The following is an 18,198-nucleotide window of genomic DNA, read 5'->3' on the forward strand; positions in this document are numbered from 1 at the left end:
TTCCAATATTTTTTCATACTACTCAATAACCATTCTGCGCACGCGAACGATACCCGGTTTATCAGTGGCGCCAATGTCTAAACTGACTAAACGCACCGCATTTTGATACTGTAATTGGTGTAACCACGGTAATAATTGTGCGTAAGCAATATCATCTAGCACCAATTGCAACTGATCATTTTGCGGTTGCATCCGACTGACCCGAATATTAAAGCTACGTGCACTATTACTAATAATCTGCGCTAAACTGCCACCTACGCGTTCTGGGCTGGTATCACCCAGCTGTAATAGCGGCTTAGCTTGTTGTAAAGCGATCAACTGTTGTTGCATTTGTTGTAAAGCAACCACATTTTGCTGCTTAGCCTGATGTAACGGCTGCCAGATTAACCAATAAAAAACCCCAAGTATCACTAAAGGCACTGCAATTAATACTAGGCGTTGTTCACGTGACGCTAGGCCATACCACCATTGAAAAAAGCGTTGCTTCATACTGCACCTCGCATCACAACAGAGCCTTGTACCCGATTACCATCGTTACTCAGTGCGCCTTGTTCGACTTGATAGCCGGCCTGCTCTAGTTGTGATTTTAATTGCTCAAAGCTCTGAAAACCGGCGGCGCTGGCACCAAAACGTAATTCTTGCCGAGAGGCATCGTAGCGAAGCGAATCTAATTTCAGATCAGGAAGCTTTTCTAACCGCTGCTGTAGAACCGCTAATAAATTTAAGAAATGCGGCTCTTGCTTACCAGCACCTACGGTTTGCAGTTTTTGCCGTACTTGCCTAGACAAATTGACAATGCGATCATTCGGGAAAGTATCGAGATACAAGGCACGCAGTTGCTGCTCTGTCGCCGCTAACTGTTGTTTTTGTTGATATACTTCCGTGCCAAGCTGCACAAAATACAGTAAACAACATAGGCCGCCGATCATCGCCGTTAATTTCCATTGTTGCCAATAACGATTCTGTGCTCGCTTTGGTGCATATGAACCTTGCAACAGATTAAAATCGGTTTCGTTTAGGCCTTTCGCGAGCAAGGCTAAAGGTAGCTCAGGCGCTGCTGTATCATGCAAATGCTGCACATGTGCTGGCCATGGGCTATAACTGAGCACTTGCGGCAATTGTGCTAAAGCCAAATAATCTGGCCACCAACCGCTTTCAATTGAGGTTGCCTGCCACTCATCTTGCCGCAGTAACCATTGTTGCTGTAACTCAATACAACAAGGTAAGCGGGTAGCGGGCAGCAATAAAGCATCAGGCACCAAGCGCACTACCTTAAAGCCAGCCTGTTGTAACCACCCTAACCATTGCTCTAGTCGTTGTCGCTGACAAATGGCCACTTGTTGCCAATATTGTTCGGCTAGCTGTTCTACCTTACCCAGCGTAATATAAAGTTTATCAATATCCTCGGCTTGCTCTTCTTCAAGCATGTAAGGCAAAGCTTGGAGCAATTGCTTGTTCGGTTTTGCTGGCAACGCTACTTTTTTCAGTAACACATCGGCTGCAGGTACCAGAGCCACTACGGCACGATCCGCACCCAGCCTTGCGGCGAGTTGCGGTAATTCACTGACAGCGGCAATTTCGCCACTCGCGATCACTTCTTGCGTTAACGGCGCCCAGACCAACCAACTGATGCTTTGCTCAGGCTGACTACCCAGCCTGATAATTATGTGTTCATTCATCCCTGGCCTCCAAAACGCCGAGCCAATACCTTGATTGCATTATTTTCTTCTCGTTTGAATACCACTGTCAGCCGAAAACCGGTTTCTAAGTAGGCAGTGGTTGCTAGCAGTGTAAAGTGATCAGACTTAACGGTCAGTACTTTTTTCACATCATCTGGCACAGTTAAACCGGCCAAGGCGCTGCTTTGCAAAAAGCTGTCCACATCAGTATAACCCTCTTCTGGTCGCGATAAGATGGCTTCTTGGGCTTGTGCTTCGGTTAACTCCGGTAGCAATGCCATTAATAAGGCCGCGCGATCTTCGGTTAAGGTATTCACGTTTAACAACCATTCAGCTTGCTCTGGCACAACACAAACATAAGGCAGCAGTAATTGATAATCTGCCGGTGTTAAATCAAGCATCAATCGCAACTCGGTTACCGATACAAACAAACTATTCGCGGTGTAATAGGGAAAAGCTAAACTGGCATAATCATCTTGCTCAGCACCGCCAGCGGTATTGAGCAAACTATCAGCATCTAACCAATCACTCACCCGAGCCGTTAAATATTCTGCAGGCATACTCAGCTCCGGCACGACTTGTTCTAACAAACGTTGAAAACTACGCTGAGCTAACGTTTGCTGCAATTGGCCTGGCTGAGTTCGGTCCGGTTGCTGTTGCAAAGCATTTAAATTAAAACAACTATGTAAGTCTTGAATTTCACCGGCAATTTGACCATCTTCGACCATAAAACTGGCGCCCTGCGCAGCCCAATCTTGGCCTAAATGCACCGTCTCCGCACCCGCTAAGGAGCGACGTAACAACACGCGGGCAAAGGCTTCTGCCCCCATGCCATACCAAAAAGCTTGTTGTTGTTGTTGTAAATTTTGCTGACGTTGCAATTGCAATTGCAAACGGCTACTCATGCCAACGGCCAGCACAGTGATGATGGCCACAATCATAATAACGGTGACTAAAGCCACGCCCTGTTGCGATTGGCGTATGCTCATAATCCCCCCTTGCGCCAAAGCGCATTGGGTAACACAAAGATCCGTTCTAACTCACCTAAATCGCGTTGCTTAATGCGCACTTTGATCGCTTCTGGCAAATATTGGTGCTGCCAGCGCTCTTCCCACTCGCCAGCGCTGTAATACGTCAGTTGAAATTGCTCAACCTCAGCTAATAAATTTTGTTGTTGTGGCTCGGTATTATTAACGGCATCGACATAGACATTAAACAAGCGTTGTAACTGGCCATCTTGTAAACGATAAGCCACCGCTTGCACTTCACTGCGCGGCAATAACATGCCCGGATTACGCCAACCTTGCTGCGTAAAACTGACCCCATGATCTTCACTTTCAAGCAAATACTGCTCACCCCACAACCGCTCTTGCCGCGGTGCATCACCTTCAATGCGCACATAACGAGGGCTGATTTGCATAAAGTCGCGCTCTAGCAACAGCATCGCGCGTTGTAATTGTTGCAAACGGGCGATAGATAACTTAGAGGCAGCATCGCTTTGCGTCACGGTGCTCAAAACGGCTACGGAAGATAAACCTACGATGGCAAACAGCGCCATCACCAACAACATTTCTAAAAACGTGAATCCACGGTTATTCATCAAGCCGCCCAACATAGGTTTTAAGCTGATATATCACCACGTCGGGCTGCTGCTCTAAACGTACACTGACCGTCAACTCGCGCAAGTCTTGATCCGGCACTGTGGTGGCACGCATTTGCCAACGCCAGGTGCGGTTTGCCATCTCGACTTCGCCTTGTTCTAAGTCACGCGGAGGCCAAGTTCGCGAAAATTGTGCTTGTTGCAATTGATTGTTCGCGACATAACTGGCAATGGTTAACTCTTCTAATTGCAGTAAGGCGCGCATGTGATTTGTGCTGGCTTGCATAATCGCCACACCCGCGGTGGCAAAAATCACTAACGCGACTAAGAGTTCTAATAAGGTAAAACCACGCTGGCGCATTAACGATTACCTAATTCAAAACGTGTTAACGGGATACTAAAATCGGTGCCGACCGTTTGCTCTAAGGTTTCACCATTTTCACGCCATCGAAACTGTAATCGAAACGGGCTGATTTCACCGGACGACAACATAAAGACCTTAGGAAGCGGTGGCTCAGCCGCCGTTTCAGCTAATTCTGTTAACTCGGGCGTGTCAAACTCTAACTGACTCAACAAATTTTGCTCAGCGCCCGGCAACCCCTCTAGCTCTAACTGCAATAACAGGCCGCTAGGTAATTGATAGGCTGCCGCAGCCGTTGGGGTTTCAACCCACTGCCAACCATCATCGCTGTATAACACAAAAGCGTAGCTATTTTCTGTGACCACTAGGCCCCATTCTTGTTGCTGCAATTCAGCCGTTTCAGCAAAGTGCTGAAACACTTGTTGAAAGCGATTTACTTCTTTGTCTAAACGGTCTTGCACTGAGTCATTACCAAAACTCAGTACTACCGTTGACACCAGGATGCCGATTAACAGTATCACCAGCATCACTTCCAATAAAGTAAAGCCCGCAGCACGCCGCATTAATTATTGCCTGAATTGCTACCGTCTAAATTCCAATTACCAATATCGTCATCTGTACCCGCGACCCGATCCGGCCCTTTACTAAACACATCTAAGCGACCCATTTGGCCAGGGCTGATCAAAATGTATTCTTCACCCCAAGGATCTTTGGGTAAACGACGAATAAAGCCATCTTCAGGGTAAGAACGTGGCACCGGTTGCGAAGTCGGTGCGGTGACCAAGGCTTCTAACCCTTGCTCCGTGGTGGGATAGAAGCTATTGCGCAAGCGGTACATATCTAACGCATTTTCTAATTGTTGAATGTCCACCACGACTTTTTGACGAGCGGCTTCTTCTTGATTGCCCATTAAATTTGGCACGACAAAGCTGGCTAGCAATCCTAGGATGACGATAACCACCATCACTTCCAGCAAGGTAAAACCGGCACTCTTTTTCATTTAGTATTTTCCTACCATATTATTAAGCTCTAAAATCGGCAATAGAATTGCCAAGACGATCAGAAACACCACTACCGCTAGGACAATAACCACTAAAGGTTTAAAAATCTCTAACGAAACAGTCATGGTCATTTCAAATTCACGGTCTAAGGTATCGGCGGCACGTCCTAGCATCGAATCAAGTTGACCGCTTTTTTCACCGCTGGCAATCATATGCAGCATCATCGGTGGAAACAGTTTAGTTTGCTCTAAAGCTGCTTTTAACGAGGTACCCTCCCGCACTCTCGCCGCGGCTTCTGCCACGCTTTGTTTCATATAACTGTTGGCTAACACATCAGCGCTAATGCGCATAGCATCTAATAACGGCACACCACTGGCATTTAAAATACTTAGCGTTCGTGCAAACCGCGCAGTGTTTACACTGTTGACGATGCGGCCAATCACTTTAACTCTGAGAATACGCCGATCATAGCGCAACCGAAATGCAGGCCGCTGTAATAATCGTTGCCAACCCACCAGCAACAATAACAGCCCGACGACAAGAATAACGCCGTAGCTTTGCGTAAACTCACTGGCATTGATCATAAATCGGGTGAGTGCGGGCAATTGTTGCCCCATGTATTCGAATTGCTCAGTAATTTTTGGTACAACTGCCGCCAATAAAATACCGATGACCAGTAACGACACCACGACCATAACGATCGGGTAGACCGAGGCCATAATGATCTGATTACGCATATGCTGCCGCTGCTCGGTATAATCGGCTAAGCGATTAAGTACCTGATCCAAATGCCCAGATTTTTCGCCTGCCGCCACCATTGAGCGATACAGATGGTCAAACACATGTGGAAATTCGGCTAAGCCCTCAGCGAGGCTATAACCCTCAACAACTTTAGAGCGCACCGACATCATCATATTTTTTAAACGCGGCTTGTCACACTGTTCGGCTACGGCCAATAAAGCACTTTCAATCGGTAACGCGGCAGCAATTAGGGTGGCAATTTGCCGAGTGATCAGCGCCAGCTCGGCCGCTGATATTTTGCGTTTCAACCAACTTTTGCCACTGGCCAGCATTTTTTCTTGCTGCGAGGCCACTTCGACCACCAAAGGCGTTAATTTACGCTCACGCAATAACTGTCGCGCTTGGCGGGCATTATCGGCTTCTAATACCCCCTTGGCTTTTTTACCAAAGGCATCTAAGGCTTGATATTCAAAGGCCGCCATTACAGATCCTCACGGGTAACCCGTAATACTTCTTCTAGCGTTGTAATACCGGCTAACACCTTACTAAAACCATCGCTGCGGATACTGGGGCTGAATTGACGTGCGTATTTTTCAATATGTTGCTCGCCCTTACCGTTATGCACCATCTCACGCATTTGATCATCGACCACAATCAGCTCATGGATGCCGGTACGGCCTTTGTAACCACTAAAGTTACAGTGCTCACACCCAGTAGCCCGATAAATCAACAAGTTTGTTGTTTTATTGGCCGAGAGTAAATGACGTTCTTCTTTATCAGGTACATGCGCGGCTTTGCAGTGCGGACACAAGGTTCGCACTAATCGTTGCGCCAACACGCCGAGTAAACTCGAAGACAGTAAAAAGGCTTCAATCCCCATATCTTCTAAGCGGGTAATGGCACCGGCGGCCGTATTCGTGTGCAAAGTAGATAAGACTAAGTGACCGGTTAAGCTGGCTTGTACGGCAATTTGTGCTGTTTCAAGATCGCGAATTTCACCGACCATCACCACATCGGGGTCTTGGCGCAAAATCGCACGCAAGCCGCGAGCAAAGGTCATATTCACTTTGCTATTAACCTGCGTTTGGCCAATACCTTCTAATTCATATTCAATCGGATCTTCGACCGTTAAAATATTCCGATCTTTGGTGTTGATTTCGGTTAAACCGGCATACAAGGTGGTGCTTTTACCCGAGCCGGTAGGGCCCGTGACCAAAATAATGCCATGTGGTTTTAAAATGAGTTGCGAGAATAGCTGCTCTACCGCAGGGGTCATCCCCAAATCGGCTAAATTCAGATGCGAGTTATTTTTATCAAGTAACCGCAGTACCACACGCTCGCCATGACTCGATGGCATGGTGGATACCCGCACATCCACTGCGCGACCGGCAATACGTAAACTAATACGACCATCTTGTGGCAAACGCTTTTCAGCGATGTCTAACTTGGCCATGACTTTAATTCGCGATACCAATAAGCTGGATAAACGCCGATGTGGTCGCAGCACTTCCCGCAATAACCCATCAACCCGAAATCGAATAATTAAGGCTTTTTCGAAGGTTTCAACATGAATATCTGACGCGCCTAGCTTGATGGCCTCACCGAGCATAGCGTTAATTAATTTAATGATCGGCGCGTCATCTTCGTTTTCTAGTAAATCTTCTGCTTCAGGGATCTCATCAGCAAGCGAGGCCAAATCGACCTCGTTGCCAATATCTTCCATCAACTGCTGCGCTTCCGAAGAATCGCGTTGATAAGAGGCTTCGAGCAACACCTCAAAGGCTGCAGCATCCAGCTTCTGCACTGTAAAAGGCTCTGCCAACAAACGACGCACCTCAAGCAAAGCTTGTGGCGTCGTAGTCGGCTGCACATACAGCACCCAATTTTGCGATTGTTGCTGCAATAACACACCATAGCGTTTAGCAAATCCGAACGGTAAGCGGATTTTGCTGCTGACCGGTGTTATTTCCAGGTCGGCGACATCGCTCATCATTGTTCTTTCTTCCCATCAACAGCTGGCCGGTTTTGCTGCTCAATATATTCGTTAAAACTGGGCGGTAATTTCAACGATTCATCCCATTCAGGCAACACGGCTTGCTTGGTCAGCGGCATTAAACGAATACCTTCTTCTTCCCGTTTTAATTGCTCAGCACGAATAAAGTTGTATTTTTGCTTACTGATGCCACTAATAGCGCTACCGTCACGAACGATGGTCGCTTTAATAAATACCATCAGGTTACGTTTACGCTTACTGACACTGGTTGATTTAAATAAATGCCCCAGAATAGGTATGTCACCTAACAGCGGAACTTTTGATTCACTTTCTTGCACGTCTTCGTCAATTAACCCACCCAGTACAATAGTGGCGCCGTCATCGGCCATCACGGTGGTTTTAATTTCACGCTTGTTAATCGTAATATCAACCGCGGTGGTGCCGCCAATACTGGATACTTCTTGCTCAATCACTAACTGTACCGCATCGCCTTCGTTAATTTGTGGAGTAACTTTTAGCTTGATACCCACTTCTTGGCGCTGTACTTGTTGAAAAGGGTTAGTATTGTTAGAGCCAACGGTTGAACCGGTAATCACCGGGACTTCTTGACCGACTAAGAAAATCGCTTCTTGGTTGTCCATGGTGGTGATATGTGGCGTCGCCAGAACATTAGAGTTGGTGCTGGTACGCACAGCCTGCAAAATGGCGGCCCAATTACCATTATAAAACCCTAACAAGGCGCCATTTAAGCTCTGCAAAGCAGTGGCTAGCTGGGTATAATCGCGATTACTATCGGCGGTAGTGGTCGTTATCAATTCGCCGGTGGTGGGATCACGAGATTGTGTGGTAGTACCGCGAGTAATTTGTGACGCTTGTGCCGCGCCCGCTGCAATATTCACGATTGGAATCGTATTAGTGCCGGTAAAGTTGGTGCCACCGCCATTTTCATTTAACCATTGCACACCAAAATCGGTGCCCGTGCCATCAAACACTTCGACAATAATCGCTTCAACTAGCACCTGCGCACGGCGAATGTCTAACTGCCTTACGACATCTTCGAGGGAGCGCATCATATCGGGTTGTGCTGTTATCACTAAAGAATTGCTATCTGGATGCGCTTCAATACTGATTTCACGACCGCCACTGCGTCGTGCGGCTTGCGGTGTCGCTTGCTGTGCACCTTGCGCTTCAGCGACAATAGAATCACTGACGCCTTTTAACACTGGCACAAGATCTTCAGCTTTGGCGTATTTCAGATACAACACTCGGGTATTGCCGCTGGTTTGTAATTCCGCATCCAAGCGTTTGGCCAACGCAATCACGCGCTCACGGGCTTGCGCTTCGCCGCTGACAATAACGCTATTGGTACGTTCATCTGCGACAATTTTCGGCACAAGGAAATCAGGTTGTTCACCACGATTCTGTGAACGATAGATATTTTCTAAAATACGAACGATTTCGGCAGCAGAAGCATAATTCAGTTTCAGGATTTCTAATTCCTGATCGCCCGCTTTATCCACGCGTTGAATAATATCAACCAAGCGCGCCACGAGGGCAGCAGGGCCCGTCATCATAATAACATTAGAAGGGTCATAGTTTACCACGTGGCCACCACCACCCTGGTTAACAAACTGCCGTAACAAGGGGGCTAATTCGCGAACCGAGACGTTACGCACCGGAACCACCCGCGTCACCATTTCATCGCCAAAGCCCGGATCATCATCCCCCACTACCGGTATATTGGATGTCTTCGCATCTTTGTTGCGCACGACTTTCATAATGCCGCTGTCCATTTCGACAACGGCAAAGCCGTATACTTCCAGCACATTGAGGAAGAATTGATAATACTGCTCTTCGGTCAGCATATCGTAACTACGCACATTGATCCGACCCCGTACTTGCGGGTCTACAATAATGGTTTTTTTCAGATTCATACCGACGATATTAATAAACTCATTAATGTCGGTACCTTTAAAGTTTGGCGAGTACTTAATGTCACTATCTGCGGCCACTGAAAAGCTGAGCAACGCAGCTAACATCATGCTTGCAAGAGTGCGCCCTTTGTTCCGGAGGAAAAAGCCTGATTTCATGAGAGATTAACCAATTTTTATCATTATATTATTGTGACAGACTAAACAGAATATCTCTGATTTCGCCATCTCGTTCAACCTTTACCGATGCTTCTGTGGCATCGCGCATATCATTTATTACTCGCAACGCTTGTTGCATGTCATTTAGCGCCACACCATTGATCTCAATGGCCAGGTCGCCTTCTAAAAAACCGAGTTGTTGAAAGACAGCAATATCTTTGCCTGGCATCAAACGATAACCCGCAAGCTGTCCATCTCGCTGTACCGGTGTCACCCGCACATAATCGAAAAACTTCATCGGCTCAGCCATAATCTCATCACGGCGAGCCTGCACTTCAGGTGTATTAAACCCTGTCGCAATGGGTTGCGCTAACACTATGGGCTCTTCTACGGCATAGGCATCGGCATTATCTTCCCGGCCTAAGCCGGCATTTGCTTGCGCGATACGTGTAAATTCGACACCATCCAGCATTAAGGTTTCATAGCGACCATTAATTTCCAGCAATACGCGATCGTCTAACACCTGATGCAATTTAGCACGGGTACCCTCAAGATTATCACCAACAGCGTAAGTCACCTCTGTGCCGCGTTGCTCAATAATGGCACTACCGGCTTCAGGCTTAGCGGGCACAGCCACTAAGCCCGTTAATTTGGCATTTAATTGTGTTTTTGGCGCTTCAGTAACCACCGCCACTGGCGCGGCCGTTTCTGGTGCTGCTTCACCAAATAGCGCATAGCGCGTTAAGTTGTTTAAATCTTGCGGTACTTCATGATTAACGTTGCCGTTATGAGTACTGCTGGACACCGTTAAGGCCGGTGCGGTAGGCGATGGCAGTAACTGCCAACTCAATTTTGCGAGCAGCCAGGCTAATATCAACAGCAGCAACAGATTTAAGGCGCTGCGAAGCGGCCGTAACGGCAGCCTTTGTAGCTGCGTGGGCAACTGAAGAAGGGACATTGAGAAACTCAAATTTATACTCTCATCCTGATATTAAGCTAAAGGCATCTTACTGAGTTGCAACGGCATCAACAAGCTTTGCCGTGCTTATTTACAAACTTATAACCATAAAAATGACTCTGATTGTAAGCCAAAAAGAACTTTTCCACTATAATAGCCAAACCGACCATCAGGGTGGCCATGGTTTTTAGTCAACGCAACTCGTGATAACCTTTGTCTATACGTGAAAGAATTTACCATGGTCGAACAATTTACAGGTAAAAGATGACAACTCAACATCACACTGATAAAAAAGCGCCGCAGAATATTCGCTTAGACAAGTGGTTATGGGGCTGCCGCTTTTATAAAACACGTGCGTTAGCTAAAGACATGATCGACGGTGGAAAGGTTCATTACAATGGCCAACGTTGTAAATCAAGTCGTCAAGTTGAGATTGGAGCAACCATTCGTTTAGCGCAAGGCGTAGATGAAAAAATTGTGATCGTGACCGGCTTAACAGAAAAGCGTTTAGCTGCACCTTTGGCACAACAACTTTATGAAGAAACCGCTGAAAGTACGCAGCGGCGCGCAGAGCGCGCGGAATTACGTAAAACCAACTCTTTATTTGCACCGCATCCGGATACCAAACCCGATAAAAAAGAGCGGCGGCAATTATTATTATTAAAATCCCAGCAGTGAGAGAAACCAGCATGGCTTCGGATGCATTGATACGTTTTCTATTTCAACAAAAACATGTTCGCGGTGAATTAGCTTATGCGAGTGACAGCCTAGAACACATGTTAGAACATCACCAATATCCATTACCCGTTAAGCAATTACTGGCGGAACTGGTTATGGCGACCAGCTTACTCACCGCTACCTTAAAGTTTGAAGGCGAAATCACCGTTCAGCTGCAAGGTGATGGCCCAGTTAAATTCGCCGCGGTAAATGGCAATCACCTTCAACAGTTTCGTGGTGTAGTGCGAATGCAAGCCGAGTTACAAGGCGAGAGCTTTAACGAACTGATTGGGCATGGCTATTTAATAGTCACCATCACCCCCACTCAAGGCGAGCGTTATCAAGGCATTATTCCGCTGACAGGGAATAGTTTAACTGAAACGCTGGAAGCGTATTTTCATCAATCAGAGCAATTGCCTACCCGCCTCTATTTATTCACCGATATTGGCGAAAAAAGCCGAGCCGCCGGGCTTATGCTTCAAGTATTACCGGTTGACCCCGATAAAGCGCGAGAGGATTTTCAAGATTTAGTCACCCTTTCCGATACTATTACCGCGAAGGAGCTATTAGACCTGCCACCTAATGACATGCTCTATCGCTTGTACCATCAAGAACAGGTTGAAGTGTTTCCTAGCCAAGCAATTAGCTTTGTCTGTGGTTGCTCGAAGCAAAAGTGTGAAACCGCTTTATTTAGCTTGGGCCGTGCTGTAGTGGCAGAACAGCAAGCCCTAGGCGGGCTGGATATGTCATGCGAATACTGTAATAAGTCTTATCATTTTAGCGTAGATGATCTGCAAGCTATCTACGATAAACTTTAAACTTTGGTTTAAGCTATAAAAAAAACCTCCGACAATGTCGGAGGTTTTTTAGTTTAAAGCGAAAGTTTAATTACGCTTTTTTAGCAAAGCGGCGACGGATAAACAGCACCGGCACCAATAACAGACCAAACAGTCCGAAAGCACCTGAGCTCTTATGCGTTACAGTAACACTGGCGTTAGCCGTTGCTTGTAAGCCTGCAGTGTCACGAGCGGTGATCGTAATGCTATGAGTTTTTGCATCATCACGGCTCGGTGAACGCGTCAGAATTAACTGGCCATTTTGTACGGCAAACAATGAATTGTTCGTCGTTACTGAGCTGATCGTCGCACCCGACTCTTTTGCTTGTGCAGTAACAGAACCGACAACAGTTCCTGCAGCAGTACCCGATGCTAAGGTTGCCATACTCACCGAGGCCGTTAAGGTCGGCATGGCATCTGCAACGTTAACCACATTTACTGTTACGCTCGCTGGGCTAGAGACACTCCCTGCCGTATCCATTGCTGCCACTTCAAATTGTACTGACATCAGACCCGCTTCGTAATCCAGTAAAGCCGCATTGGCAACAACGATGTCACCGTTGCTTTCTACTTTGATGACCGAAGAAGAACTGCCCAGAACAACAAACTCGGCTATCGCAGAACGGAAATCACTTTCTGCATCAATGGTACCAATCACCGTACCTGTCGCCGTATTTTCATTCACGGAGAAAGTTTGGTTTGCGGTAACTGTTGGCGCTGCCATTGGGGCTGAGTAATCGGCTACGGCAATGGCTTCTGCTGCGGCAGAAATCATCACAAAACTACGATTATCCCCTGCTGGACGCATCAAGTAAGCAGACTCACCGGGTTGCAGCTTAGTAACAACGGTATCGTCATCTGCGGCAGTAGTCTCAGCAGCTGCTGGCGTTGGCGCGACTTCGGCACTGCTTGATAATGTTACCGCTGGTGATGGTGCAATGGTCATTGTGGTGGTCAGTGAATCGGCAATGTTCGTTGCTGTCAGTGAGTAAGAGTCACTACTTGTTCTAACACGTGCATTAACGGTACGACCTAAATCTGCTGCCGTCAAACCCACTTGGTTAAAACACGCCTCAAGTGTAACTTGTTTCCCACCGGCATAATGAATAGCATCAGCAATGCTACCTGAAGTGGTACCAAAACGAGTATTAAAGGACACAAACACACCTGGATATGCAGCGTAAGTTGTTGCGCCTAAACGTGTTAACAGTAGGGTGTTCATGGTAAAGTCATACACACCGTCGTTATTCACATCCAAATCAACTGAATAGTTGCCTTGTAATAAATGATTTACGCCACCTTCTAAATGGATCGTTGGATACAACGCATAACCTGCACTACAGAAAGCCGCTTCTTCAATATCAAGCGTTACCGCACGAATATCATGCTTAGGATTCAAGGCCGCATTGACTGGCGACGCAGCCACTAAGGTTGAAGCAAAAGGCTCAACTTCTACAACACCGGTATTGGTCACTTTGGTCACGGCTTTGCCACTGACTAATTCACCTTCTAAGCGCAGTTTCGCTGCGGCTTTCGGGATAATGTGATAAACCAGATGTAAGTCGTTCGCTGTGCTGGTTGCAGCATCGTTGAAAACAATCGCCCCATCATATTCAGACACATCGAGCTGAGAAGCGGCCATCAATGGGCTGTAATACACGCCATTGCTTAATGTAAATGCTGGCAATTTAGCCGGGTCAATAGTCAAAGTCACATCAAAGTTAACAGTTTGACCGGCTGGCACAGTAATACTGGCTGGCATGCTCCAATTTAAGGCGCCGGTCGCCGCTTTATCAGCGTAACGCGCTTGGGCACTTAATTGGTAAGTTTTTGGGTTAGCGCTAAAGTTTTTAACTGTCACTGTTTTTGTCATGGAGCTGACGCTATCTAGCGTTTGCAGACCAAAAGACAAAGCCGCTTGTTTGGTATCAAAAGCGGTATCATGTACCCATGCCGCAACAGGCGAACTGACTGCTTTTGCCACATCCACTAAGCCGGCACCGATCAGGCTGATTGGCGCTAATTTTGCGTCTGGATTAATGGCTTTTGGTGTCAAGTACACGTCCATATTGGCCGTGTTCATTAATGTTGCTTTAATTTCAGAAGCATTACGCTCTGGCAATAACTCACGCACTAAAGCCACACCACCAGCAGTAATCGGTGCGGAGAATGAGGTACCATTTGCTCTTGAAGTACCTGTGCCCGTACCGGTTCGTGCCATTTGAATTTGCACACCTGGCGCGGTAATTTCAGGCTTTAATAAACCATCCATTGATGGACCACGTGATGTGAAATCGGCTGTCGCACCCGCACCGGATTTAGCAGCAGATTTAATGTCATAGCTCACTACTTCGCCAGCATCTAATTTGGCTTTGATGGTATCGCCAATTTCTTTGGTAATCATGACAGTTGGCACTGTCACCGAATCATCAGTACCACCCGCAACAATCGGCGCTTCACCCGGGTTGCTATTGGCAATAATAACAAAGGCGGCACCGCGATCTTGTGCTACCTTGGCTTTTACCACGAAGCCGCAGGTACCACGCGATAACAATACCGCTTTACCCGTTAAATCCACATCTTCAGCCAAAGGATCACAGGCAAGGTAACTTCCTGGAATAACCACTAACGGCGTGGTGCTAGAGTTAAAACTAAAATCAAAAGACTTGTTAAAACCCGCGGCAACTACTGCCACATCATCACCGTCGATCTTAGCACTTTCAAAAACACCCACTGAGGTTGCTGGGTTGGTCATTGCACCTACTGATAGCGCATTAGGTGTGGTGCTAGGGCCACCAACACGAAACGGAATATTGCCATCGTTACCGGCAGAAATCACCACGTTCACACCCAAATTCACGGCACGGTGAATTAAAAATTGGGTTCCTGAAGTTCTCTGCGTTGAACCAAACTGACCACCTAAAGACATGTTGATAATATCAACGCGGTCTTCTAAGTTACCATCACCATTGGGATCCATCGCCGCTTCTAAAGCACGAAGTTGTGCCACACCCGTACAGTTGACCGGTGCAGGCGCACACACTTTATAACCATAAAAAGATGTTTCAGGGGCAATACCATTAACAGCGCTGGCGACCCAAGTACCATGGCCTTCTGCCGCAGGGTCAATTGGGTTTGGATCATTATTAATAAAATCGTAACCACCAATCACACTCCCTTGTGGCCAAGCTGGAGCCGTGCTTTGTGCAGAGGCGGCAATAGCTGCGCTATAAGCCTCTGCCGTGCCTGGGCCACCTAATAGGCTATGAGTATAATCGATACCGGTATCTAAAATAGCCACGCGAGTATTGGCGCCCGTGGCTAAACCGGCATCAACAATTTGTTTCGCTTTGATGTAGGGCGCGCTATCGGCAACATGCAATTCGCTGTCATAAATAGGCATAATATCAACCACGGCAGGATTCGCACGCAGTGCAACTAAAGCCTCTGGGCTAGCCTGCACAACGAGACCGGCTGCTAAGTTTTTAGTCGTTGCTAAAACTTGTGCATCTGCATCTAATACTGATAATTGCGCCGTGATGTCTTGTTGTAAAGTTTCAACTTGAGCGGTAATTTGCTGCGCAAGCTGCACATTATATTGCTGACCGCTTAAAGCTTCGGTAGTGGCAGGGGCATTTAATAATACGTACCATGCGCTGGGCGTTTGGGCTTGCTCGTCAATAGAAGCTGATACAGCACCAATAACTTCATGCACGCTTTGGCCGTTGGCCACTTTTAATTGCTGAATGCCGGCCTGCGCAGAGCCTGAGATCGCTATGCTGATGGCCGATGCCAGTAGGGCTTTTTTCATGTTCACCAAGGTGTTGCTCCTTAAAACTATTGTTTTTATATCATTATGCTGGCGTTTATTTATCGTAAAACGCTCTTATTAACCAGCGTTAACACCTTTCACTTGGTTGGTGATGGGCATCATCGCGAGAATGTTGTTTTTATGGATAAAGCCAAGTACGTTTTAACGGCTTCGTTACTGTTTTTACCACAGCTTCATACAAATGTAATGATGTTAGAGACGAAATAAGTGTAAAGAGATGTGTATATTTTAACTTTGCGTCAAGCATGGTTGACGAACGTTACAAAAAACACAAACTAATGATTTTTTTGTAAAGGAATGAGTACAGTTACGACTAAGCCGCCCTGCGCATGGTTGCTTAAGCGAACTTCACCTGAGTGCGTATCAATAATTTTTTTAATAATGGCCAAGCCTAAGCCAGAGCCGCCACTGCCCCGCGCTTCATCGCCTTGCACAAATGGCGTAAACATGGCTTGCATTTTATGCTCTGGAATACCAGGGCCGTGATCCCGGATTTCAAAATAAACCAATTTCTTTTGACGCTGATAGCCACTACTAATTTCAATAGCGCCGTCACTGTAGCGCAGTGCATTTTCCAATAAATTATTTAATACGCGTTTTATCGCAATGCGACGCAGCCACAATAAGGGTAAATGGGGATCTAAGCGGGTGATCAACTGTCGTTGCTGCACATATTCCGCTTGCACGGTTTCCATCAGCAATTCATTTAACGCGACCTGATGTAGCTCTTCTTGTTTGTGATGGCGCAAATAATCAATAAACTGATCGATAATGGCATTCATATCATCAATATCGTTAATAATGCCCTCTCTGATCCAGCTATCTGGCTCACTCATCATCTCAGAAGCTAAACGGATCCGTGTAAGCGGTGTGCGTAAATCATGTGACACCCCAGCCATCAATAGCGCACGGTCTTGTTCAAGCTGCTGGATCCCTTTTGCCATATAGTTGAACGCTTTGGTTACTGCAGTTATCTCCCTTGCACCGGTTTTTTCTGACAATGGTGGTGGAAATTCACCTCTACCAACTTGAATAGCTGCGTGCTGTAACCCCTGTAAAGGCCGATTTAAATGACGTGCCAGCAACCAGCCCCCGATCACACTGAGCACACCTATCATCAATAAATAAAAGGTTAATAACGGAAAGCTGGTTTCTTCTAAACCGGTGAGTGGTAAGCGGATCCAATACTCGGGAGCGGTGCTTGAACGCACCCAAAACACAAAGTTTTCTGTTTGCGAAATACGAACTTCGGTATCAGTTTGTAACTCTTTCGACATCTGTTGTGAGAAATAACGATAATAACTGGCATTCGCTAAGCCTTGCTCTTGTGCTTCGGCTTCCGAGAACAGTTGAGCGCCGGTGATGCTTTCGACATGCTGACGTAATATCGCATTGGCTTCTGCCGACACCTCAGTTTTAGGGATCAGTAAGTTAACTTGGCGAGCAATCAGATAGCTTATTTGTTGCGTGCTGGGTTTAATGACATAAAACGCCACCGAGAAATACGACACTAATTGATTAATCAGCAGCAAAAAACCAATTAAGAAAACCGTTTGGCCAAAGGCGCTTTTCGGTAAAAACGGCATTAATTCAACCGACCATCGGGTACAAACACATAGCCTAAACCCCATACGGTTTGAATATAGCGAGGGTTAGTTGCATCATCTTCTAACATACGACGTAAGCGCGATACCTGCACATCGATACTGCGCTCCATCGCTGAATAATCACGACCACGTGCTTGATTCATCAGTTTGTCTCGTGAGAGCGGCTCACGAGGATGATTCACCAACACTTTGAGCACCGCATATTCGCCGCTGGTTAACGGTAAAACAGTATCACCTTTAAACATTTCACGGGTAGCAAGGTTAAAACGAAAAGGGCCGAAAGTGACAATGGTTTCTTCTTGGCTTGGCGCACCAGGCACGTCTTTGTTTTTACGGCGCAGCACCGCACGAATACGAGCCAGTAATTCACGCGGGTTGAAAGGCTTCGGTAAATAATCATCTGCGCCCATTTCTAAGCCGATAATCCGATCAACCTCATCCCCTTTGGCCGTTAGCATAATAATGGCAATATCGTTTTCTTGTTGGCGCAATTTACGGCAGATAGATAAACCATCTTCACCAGGTAACATCAGATCGAGCACCAGCAGGTGAAAATGCTCACGCTCCATTAAGCGCTGCATTTGCTCAAAATTTGCCACACTGCGTACCTGATAACCTTGCTCGACCAGATAACGCTCTAATAATGAGCGTAAACGTAAGTCATCATCCACTACTAGGATTTTTGTTGTCTCTGTGACCACTGCCTTGTCCTTTGTGTTGCATTTTTCTCACTATAAACGAAATCACTGGCTTTGCATCAAGCCTTAAGCACAAACAATGTTA

Annotated in this window: 16 protein-coding genes; 2 read left to right on the forward strand and 14 right to left on the reverse strand. The window is 46.7% G+C overall.

Going from position 1 to position 18,198, the window contains the following annotated elements:
* Positions 1–18 precede the first annotated feature (18 nt).
* The 11 genes from gspM to gspC form a co-directional block, all read right to left on the reverse strand.
* On the reverse strand, positions 19–489 hold the full coding sequence (gspM, locus tag LMJ53_RS10475) for a type II secretion system protein GspM (RefSeq protein WP_229586010.1): 471 nt from the start codon (positions 487–489) through the stop codon (positions 19–21).
* On the reverse strand, positions 486–1,679 hold the full coding sequence (gene gspL / locus LMJ53_RS10480; RefSeq protein ID WP_229586011.1) for a type II secretion system protein GspL: 1,194 nt from the start codon (positions 1,677–1,679) through the stop codon (positions 486–488). Before gspL ends, gspM begins: the two co-directional genes overlap by 4 nt.
* Positions 1,676–2,668, reverse strand: a complete 993-nt coding sequence (gene gspK / locus LMJ53_RS10485) for a type II secretion system minor pseudopilin GspK (protein WP_229586012.1) — start codon at positions 2,666–2,668, stop codon at positions 1,676–1,678. Before gspK ends, gspL begins: the two co-directional genes overlap by 4 nt.
* A complete protein-coding gene (gene gspJ / locus LMJ53_RS10490; RefSeq protein ID WP_229586013.1) occupies positions 2,665–3,279 on the reverse strand; it encodes a type II secretion system minor pseudopilin GspJ in 615 nt (204 codons plus the stop codon). Before gspJ ends, gspK begins: the two co-directional genes overlap by 4 nt.
* Complete coding sequence (gspI, locus tag LMJ53_RS10495; RefSeq protein ID WP_229586014.1) at positions 3,272–3,640, reverse strand: type II secretion system minor pseudopilin GspI; 369 nt, start codon at positions 3,638–3,640, stop codon at positions 3,272–3,274. Before gspI ends, gspJ begins: the two co-directional genes overlap by 8 nt.
* Positions 3,640–4,203: a type II secretion system minor pseudopilin GspH gene (gspH, locus tag LMJ53_RS10500; protein ID WP_229586015.1), complete on the reverse strand. Its 564-nt coding sequence runs from the start codon at positions 4,201–4,203 to the stop codon at positions 3,640–3,642. The genes gspI and gspH overlap by 1 nt, the downstream gene beginning before the upstream one ends.
* Positions 4,203–4,640 (reverse strand): type II secretion system major pseudopilin GspG, encoded by a 438-nt coding sequence (gene gspG, locus LMJ53_RS10505; RefSeq protein WP_229586016.1) that lies wholly within the window; start codon positions 4,638–4,640, stop codon positions 4,203–4,205. The genes gspH and gspG overlap by 1 nt, the downstream gene beginning before the upstream one ends.
* Positions 4,641–5,864, reverse strand: a complete 1,224-nt coding sequence (gene gspF, locus LMJ53_RS10510) for a type II secretion system inner membrane protein GspF (protein ID WP_229586017.1) — start codon at positions 5,862–5,864, stop codon at positions 4,641–4,643.
* Positions 5,864–7,375, reverse strand: coding sequence for a type II secretion system ATPase GspE (gspE, locus tag LMJ53_RS10515; RefSeq protein WP_324295603.1), 1,512 nt, complete (start codon positions 7,373–7,375; stop codon positions 5,864–5,866). The genes gspF and gspE overlap by 1 nt, the downstream gene beginning before the upstream one ends.
* Positions 7,372–9,417: a type II secretion system secretin GspD gene (gene gspD / locus LMJ53_RS10520; RefSeq protein WP_324295604.1), complete on the reverse strand. Its 2,046-nt coding sequence runs from the start codon at positions 9,415–9,417 to the stop codon at positions 7,372–7,374. The genes gspE and gspD overlap by 4 nt, the downstream gene beginning before the upstream one ends.
* 76 nt (positions 9,418–9,493) lie before the next feature.
* Positions 9,494–10,423, reverse strand: a complete 930-nt coding sequence (gene gspC, locus LMJ53_RS10525; RefSeq protein ID WP_229586019.1) for a type II secretion system protein GspC — start codon at positions 10,421–10,423, stop codon at positions 9,494–9,496.
* Between the two features lie 264 nt (positions 10,424–10,687).
* Between gspC and hslR the strand changes: the two genes are divergently transcribed.
* Both hslR and hslO read left to right on the forward strand, forming a co-directional pair.
* Positions 10,688–11,101 carry a ribosome-associated heat shock protein Hsp15 gene (gene hslR, locus LMJ53_RS10530; protein WP_226751321.1) on the forward strand — a complete coding sequence of 138 codons (414 nt, stop codon included), beginning with the start codon at positions 10,688–10,690 and terminating at the stop codon, positions 11,099–11,101.
* 11 nt (positions 11,102–11,112) lie between these two features.
* Entirely contained in the window at positions 11,113–11,958 is an 846-nt protein-coding gene (gene hslO, locus LMJ53_RS10535; RefSeq protein WP_229586020.1) for an Hsp33 family molecular chaperone HslO, read from the forward strand.
* 70 nt (positions 11,959–12,028) lie between these two features.
* Here the strand turns inward: hslO and LMJ53_RS10540 are convergent, their stop codons facing one another.
* The 3 genes from LMJ53_RS10540 to ompR all read right to left on the reverse strand — a co-directional run bounded on the left by LMJ53_RS10540 (position 12,029) and on the right by ompR (position 18,116).
* The gene (locus tag LMJ53_RS10540; protein WP_229586135.1) at positions 12,029–15,787 is read right to left on the reverse strand and encodes a S8 family serine peptidase; all 3,759 of its coding nucleotides are present in this window, start codon (positions 15,785–15,787) and stop codon (positions 12,029–12,031) included.
* A gap of 296 nt (positions 15,788–16,083) precedes the next feature.
* Entirely contained in the window at positions 16,084–17,394 is a 1,311-nt protein-coding gene (gene envZ, locus LMJ53_RS10545; protein ID WP_229586021.1) for a two-component system sensor histidine kinase EnvZ, read from the reverse strand.
* Entirely contained in the window at positions 17,394–18,116 is a 723-nt protein-coding gene (gene ompR, locus LMJ53_RS10550) for a two-component system response regulator OmpR (RefSeq protein WP_226751324.1), read from the reverse strand. The genes envZ and ompR overlap by 1 nt, the downstream gene beginning before the upstream one ends.
* Between the last annotated feature and the right edge of the window lie 82 nt (positions 18,117–18,198).

Source organism: Rheinheimera sp. UJ51 (genome assembly GCF_020819615.1).
Classification (GTDB): Bacteria; Pseudomonadota; Gammaproteobacteria; order Enterobacterales; family Alteromonadaceae; genus Alishewanella; species Alishewanella maricola.

Coding starts and splice junctions, on each gene's coding strand:
- gspM (WP_229586010.1), bottom strand. CDS start 489: ATGAAGCAACGCTTTTTTCAATGGTGGTATGGCCTAGCGTCACGTGAA.
- gspL (WP_229586011.1), bottom strand. CDS start 1,679: ATGAATGAACACATAATTATCAGGCTGGGTAGTCAGCCTGAGCAAAGC.
- gspK (WP_229586012.1), bottom strand. CDS start 2,668: ATGAGCATACGCCAATCGCAACAGGGCGTGGCTTTAGTCACCGTTATT.
- gspJ (WP_229586013.1), bottom strand. CDS start 3,279: ATGAATAACCGTGGATTCACGTTTTTAGAAATGTTGTTGGTGATGGCG.
- gspI (WP_229586014.1), bottom strand. CDS start 3,640: ATGCGCCAGCGTGGTTTTACCTTATTAGAACTCTTAGTCGCGTTAGTG.
- gspH (WP_229586015.1), bottom strand. CDS start 4,203: ATGCGGCGTGCTGCGGGCTTTACTTTATTGGAAGTGATGCTGGTGATA.
- gspG (WP_229586016.1), bottom strand. CDS start 4,640: ATGAAAAAGAGTGCCGGTTTTACCTTGCTGGAAGTGATGGTGGTTATC.
- gspF (WP_229586017.1), bottom strand. CDS start 5,864: ATGGCGGCCTTTGAATATCAAGCCTTAGATGCCTTTGGTAAAAAAGCC.
- gspE (WP_324295603.1), bottom strand. CDS start 7,375: ATGATGAGCGATGTCGCCGACCTGGAAATAACACCGGTCAGCAGCAAA.
- gspD (WP_324295604.1), bottom strand. CDS start 9,417: ATGATGTTAGCTGCGTTGCTCAGCTTTTCAGTGGCCGCAGATAGTGAC.
- gspC (WP_229586019.1), bottom strand. CDS start 10,423: ATGTCCCTTCTTCAGTTGCCCACGCAGCTACAAAGGCTGCCGTTACGG.
- hslR (WP_226751321.1), top strand. CDS start 10,688: ATGACAACTCAACATCACACTGATAAAAAAGCGCCGCAGAATATTCGC.
- hslO (WP_229586020.1), top strand. CDS start 11,113: ATGGCTTCGGATGCATTGATACGTTTTCTATTTCAACAAAAACATGTT.
- LMJ53_RS10540 (WP_229586135.1), bottom strand. CDS start 15,787: ATGAAAAAAGCCCTACTGGCATCGGCCATCAGCATAGCGATCTCAGGC.
- envZ (WP_229586021.1), bottom strand. CDS start 17,394: ATGCCGTTTTTACCGAAAAGCGCCTTTGGCCAAACGGTTTTCTTAATT.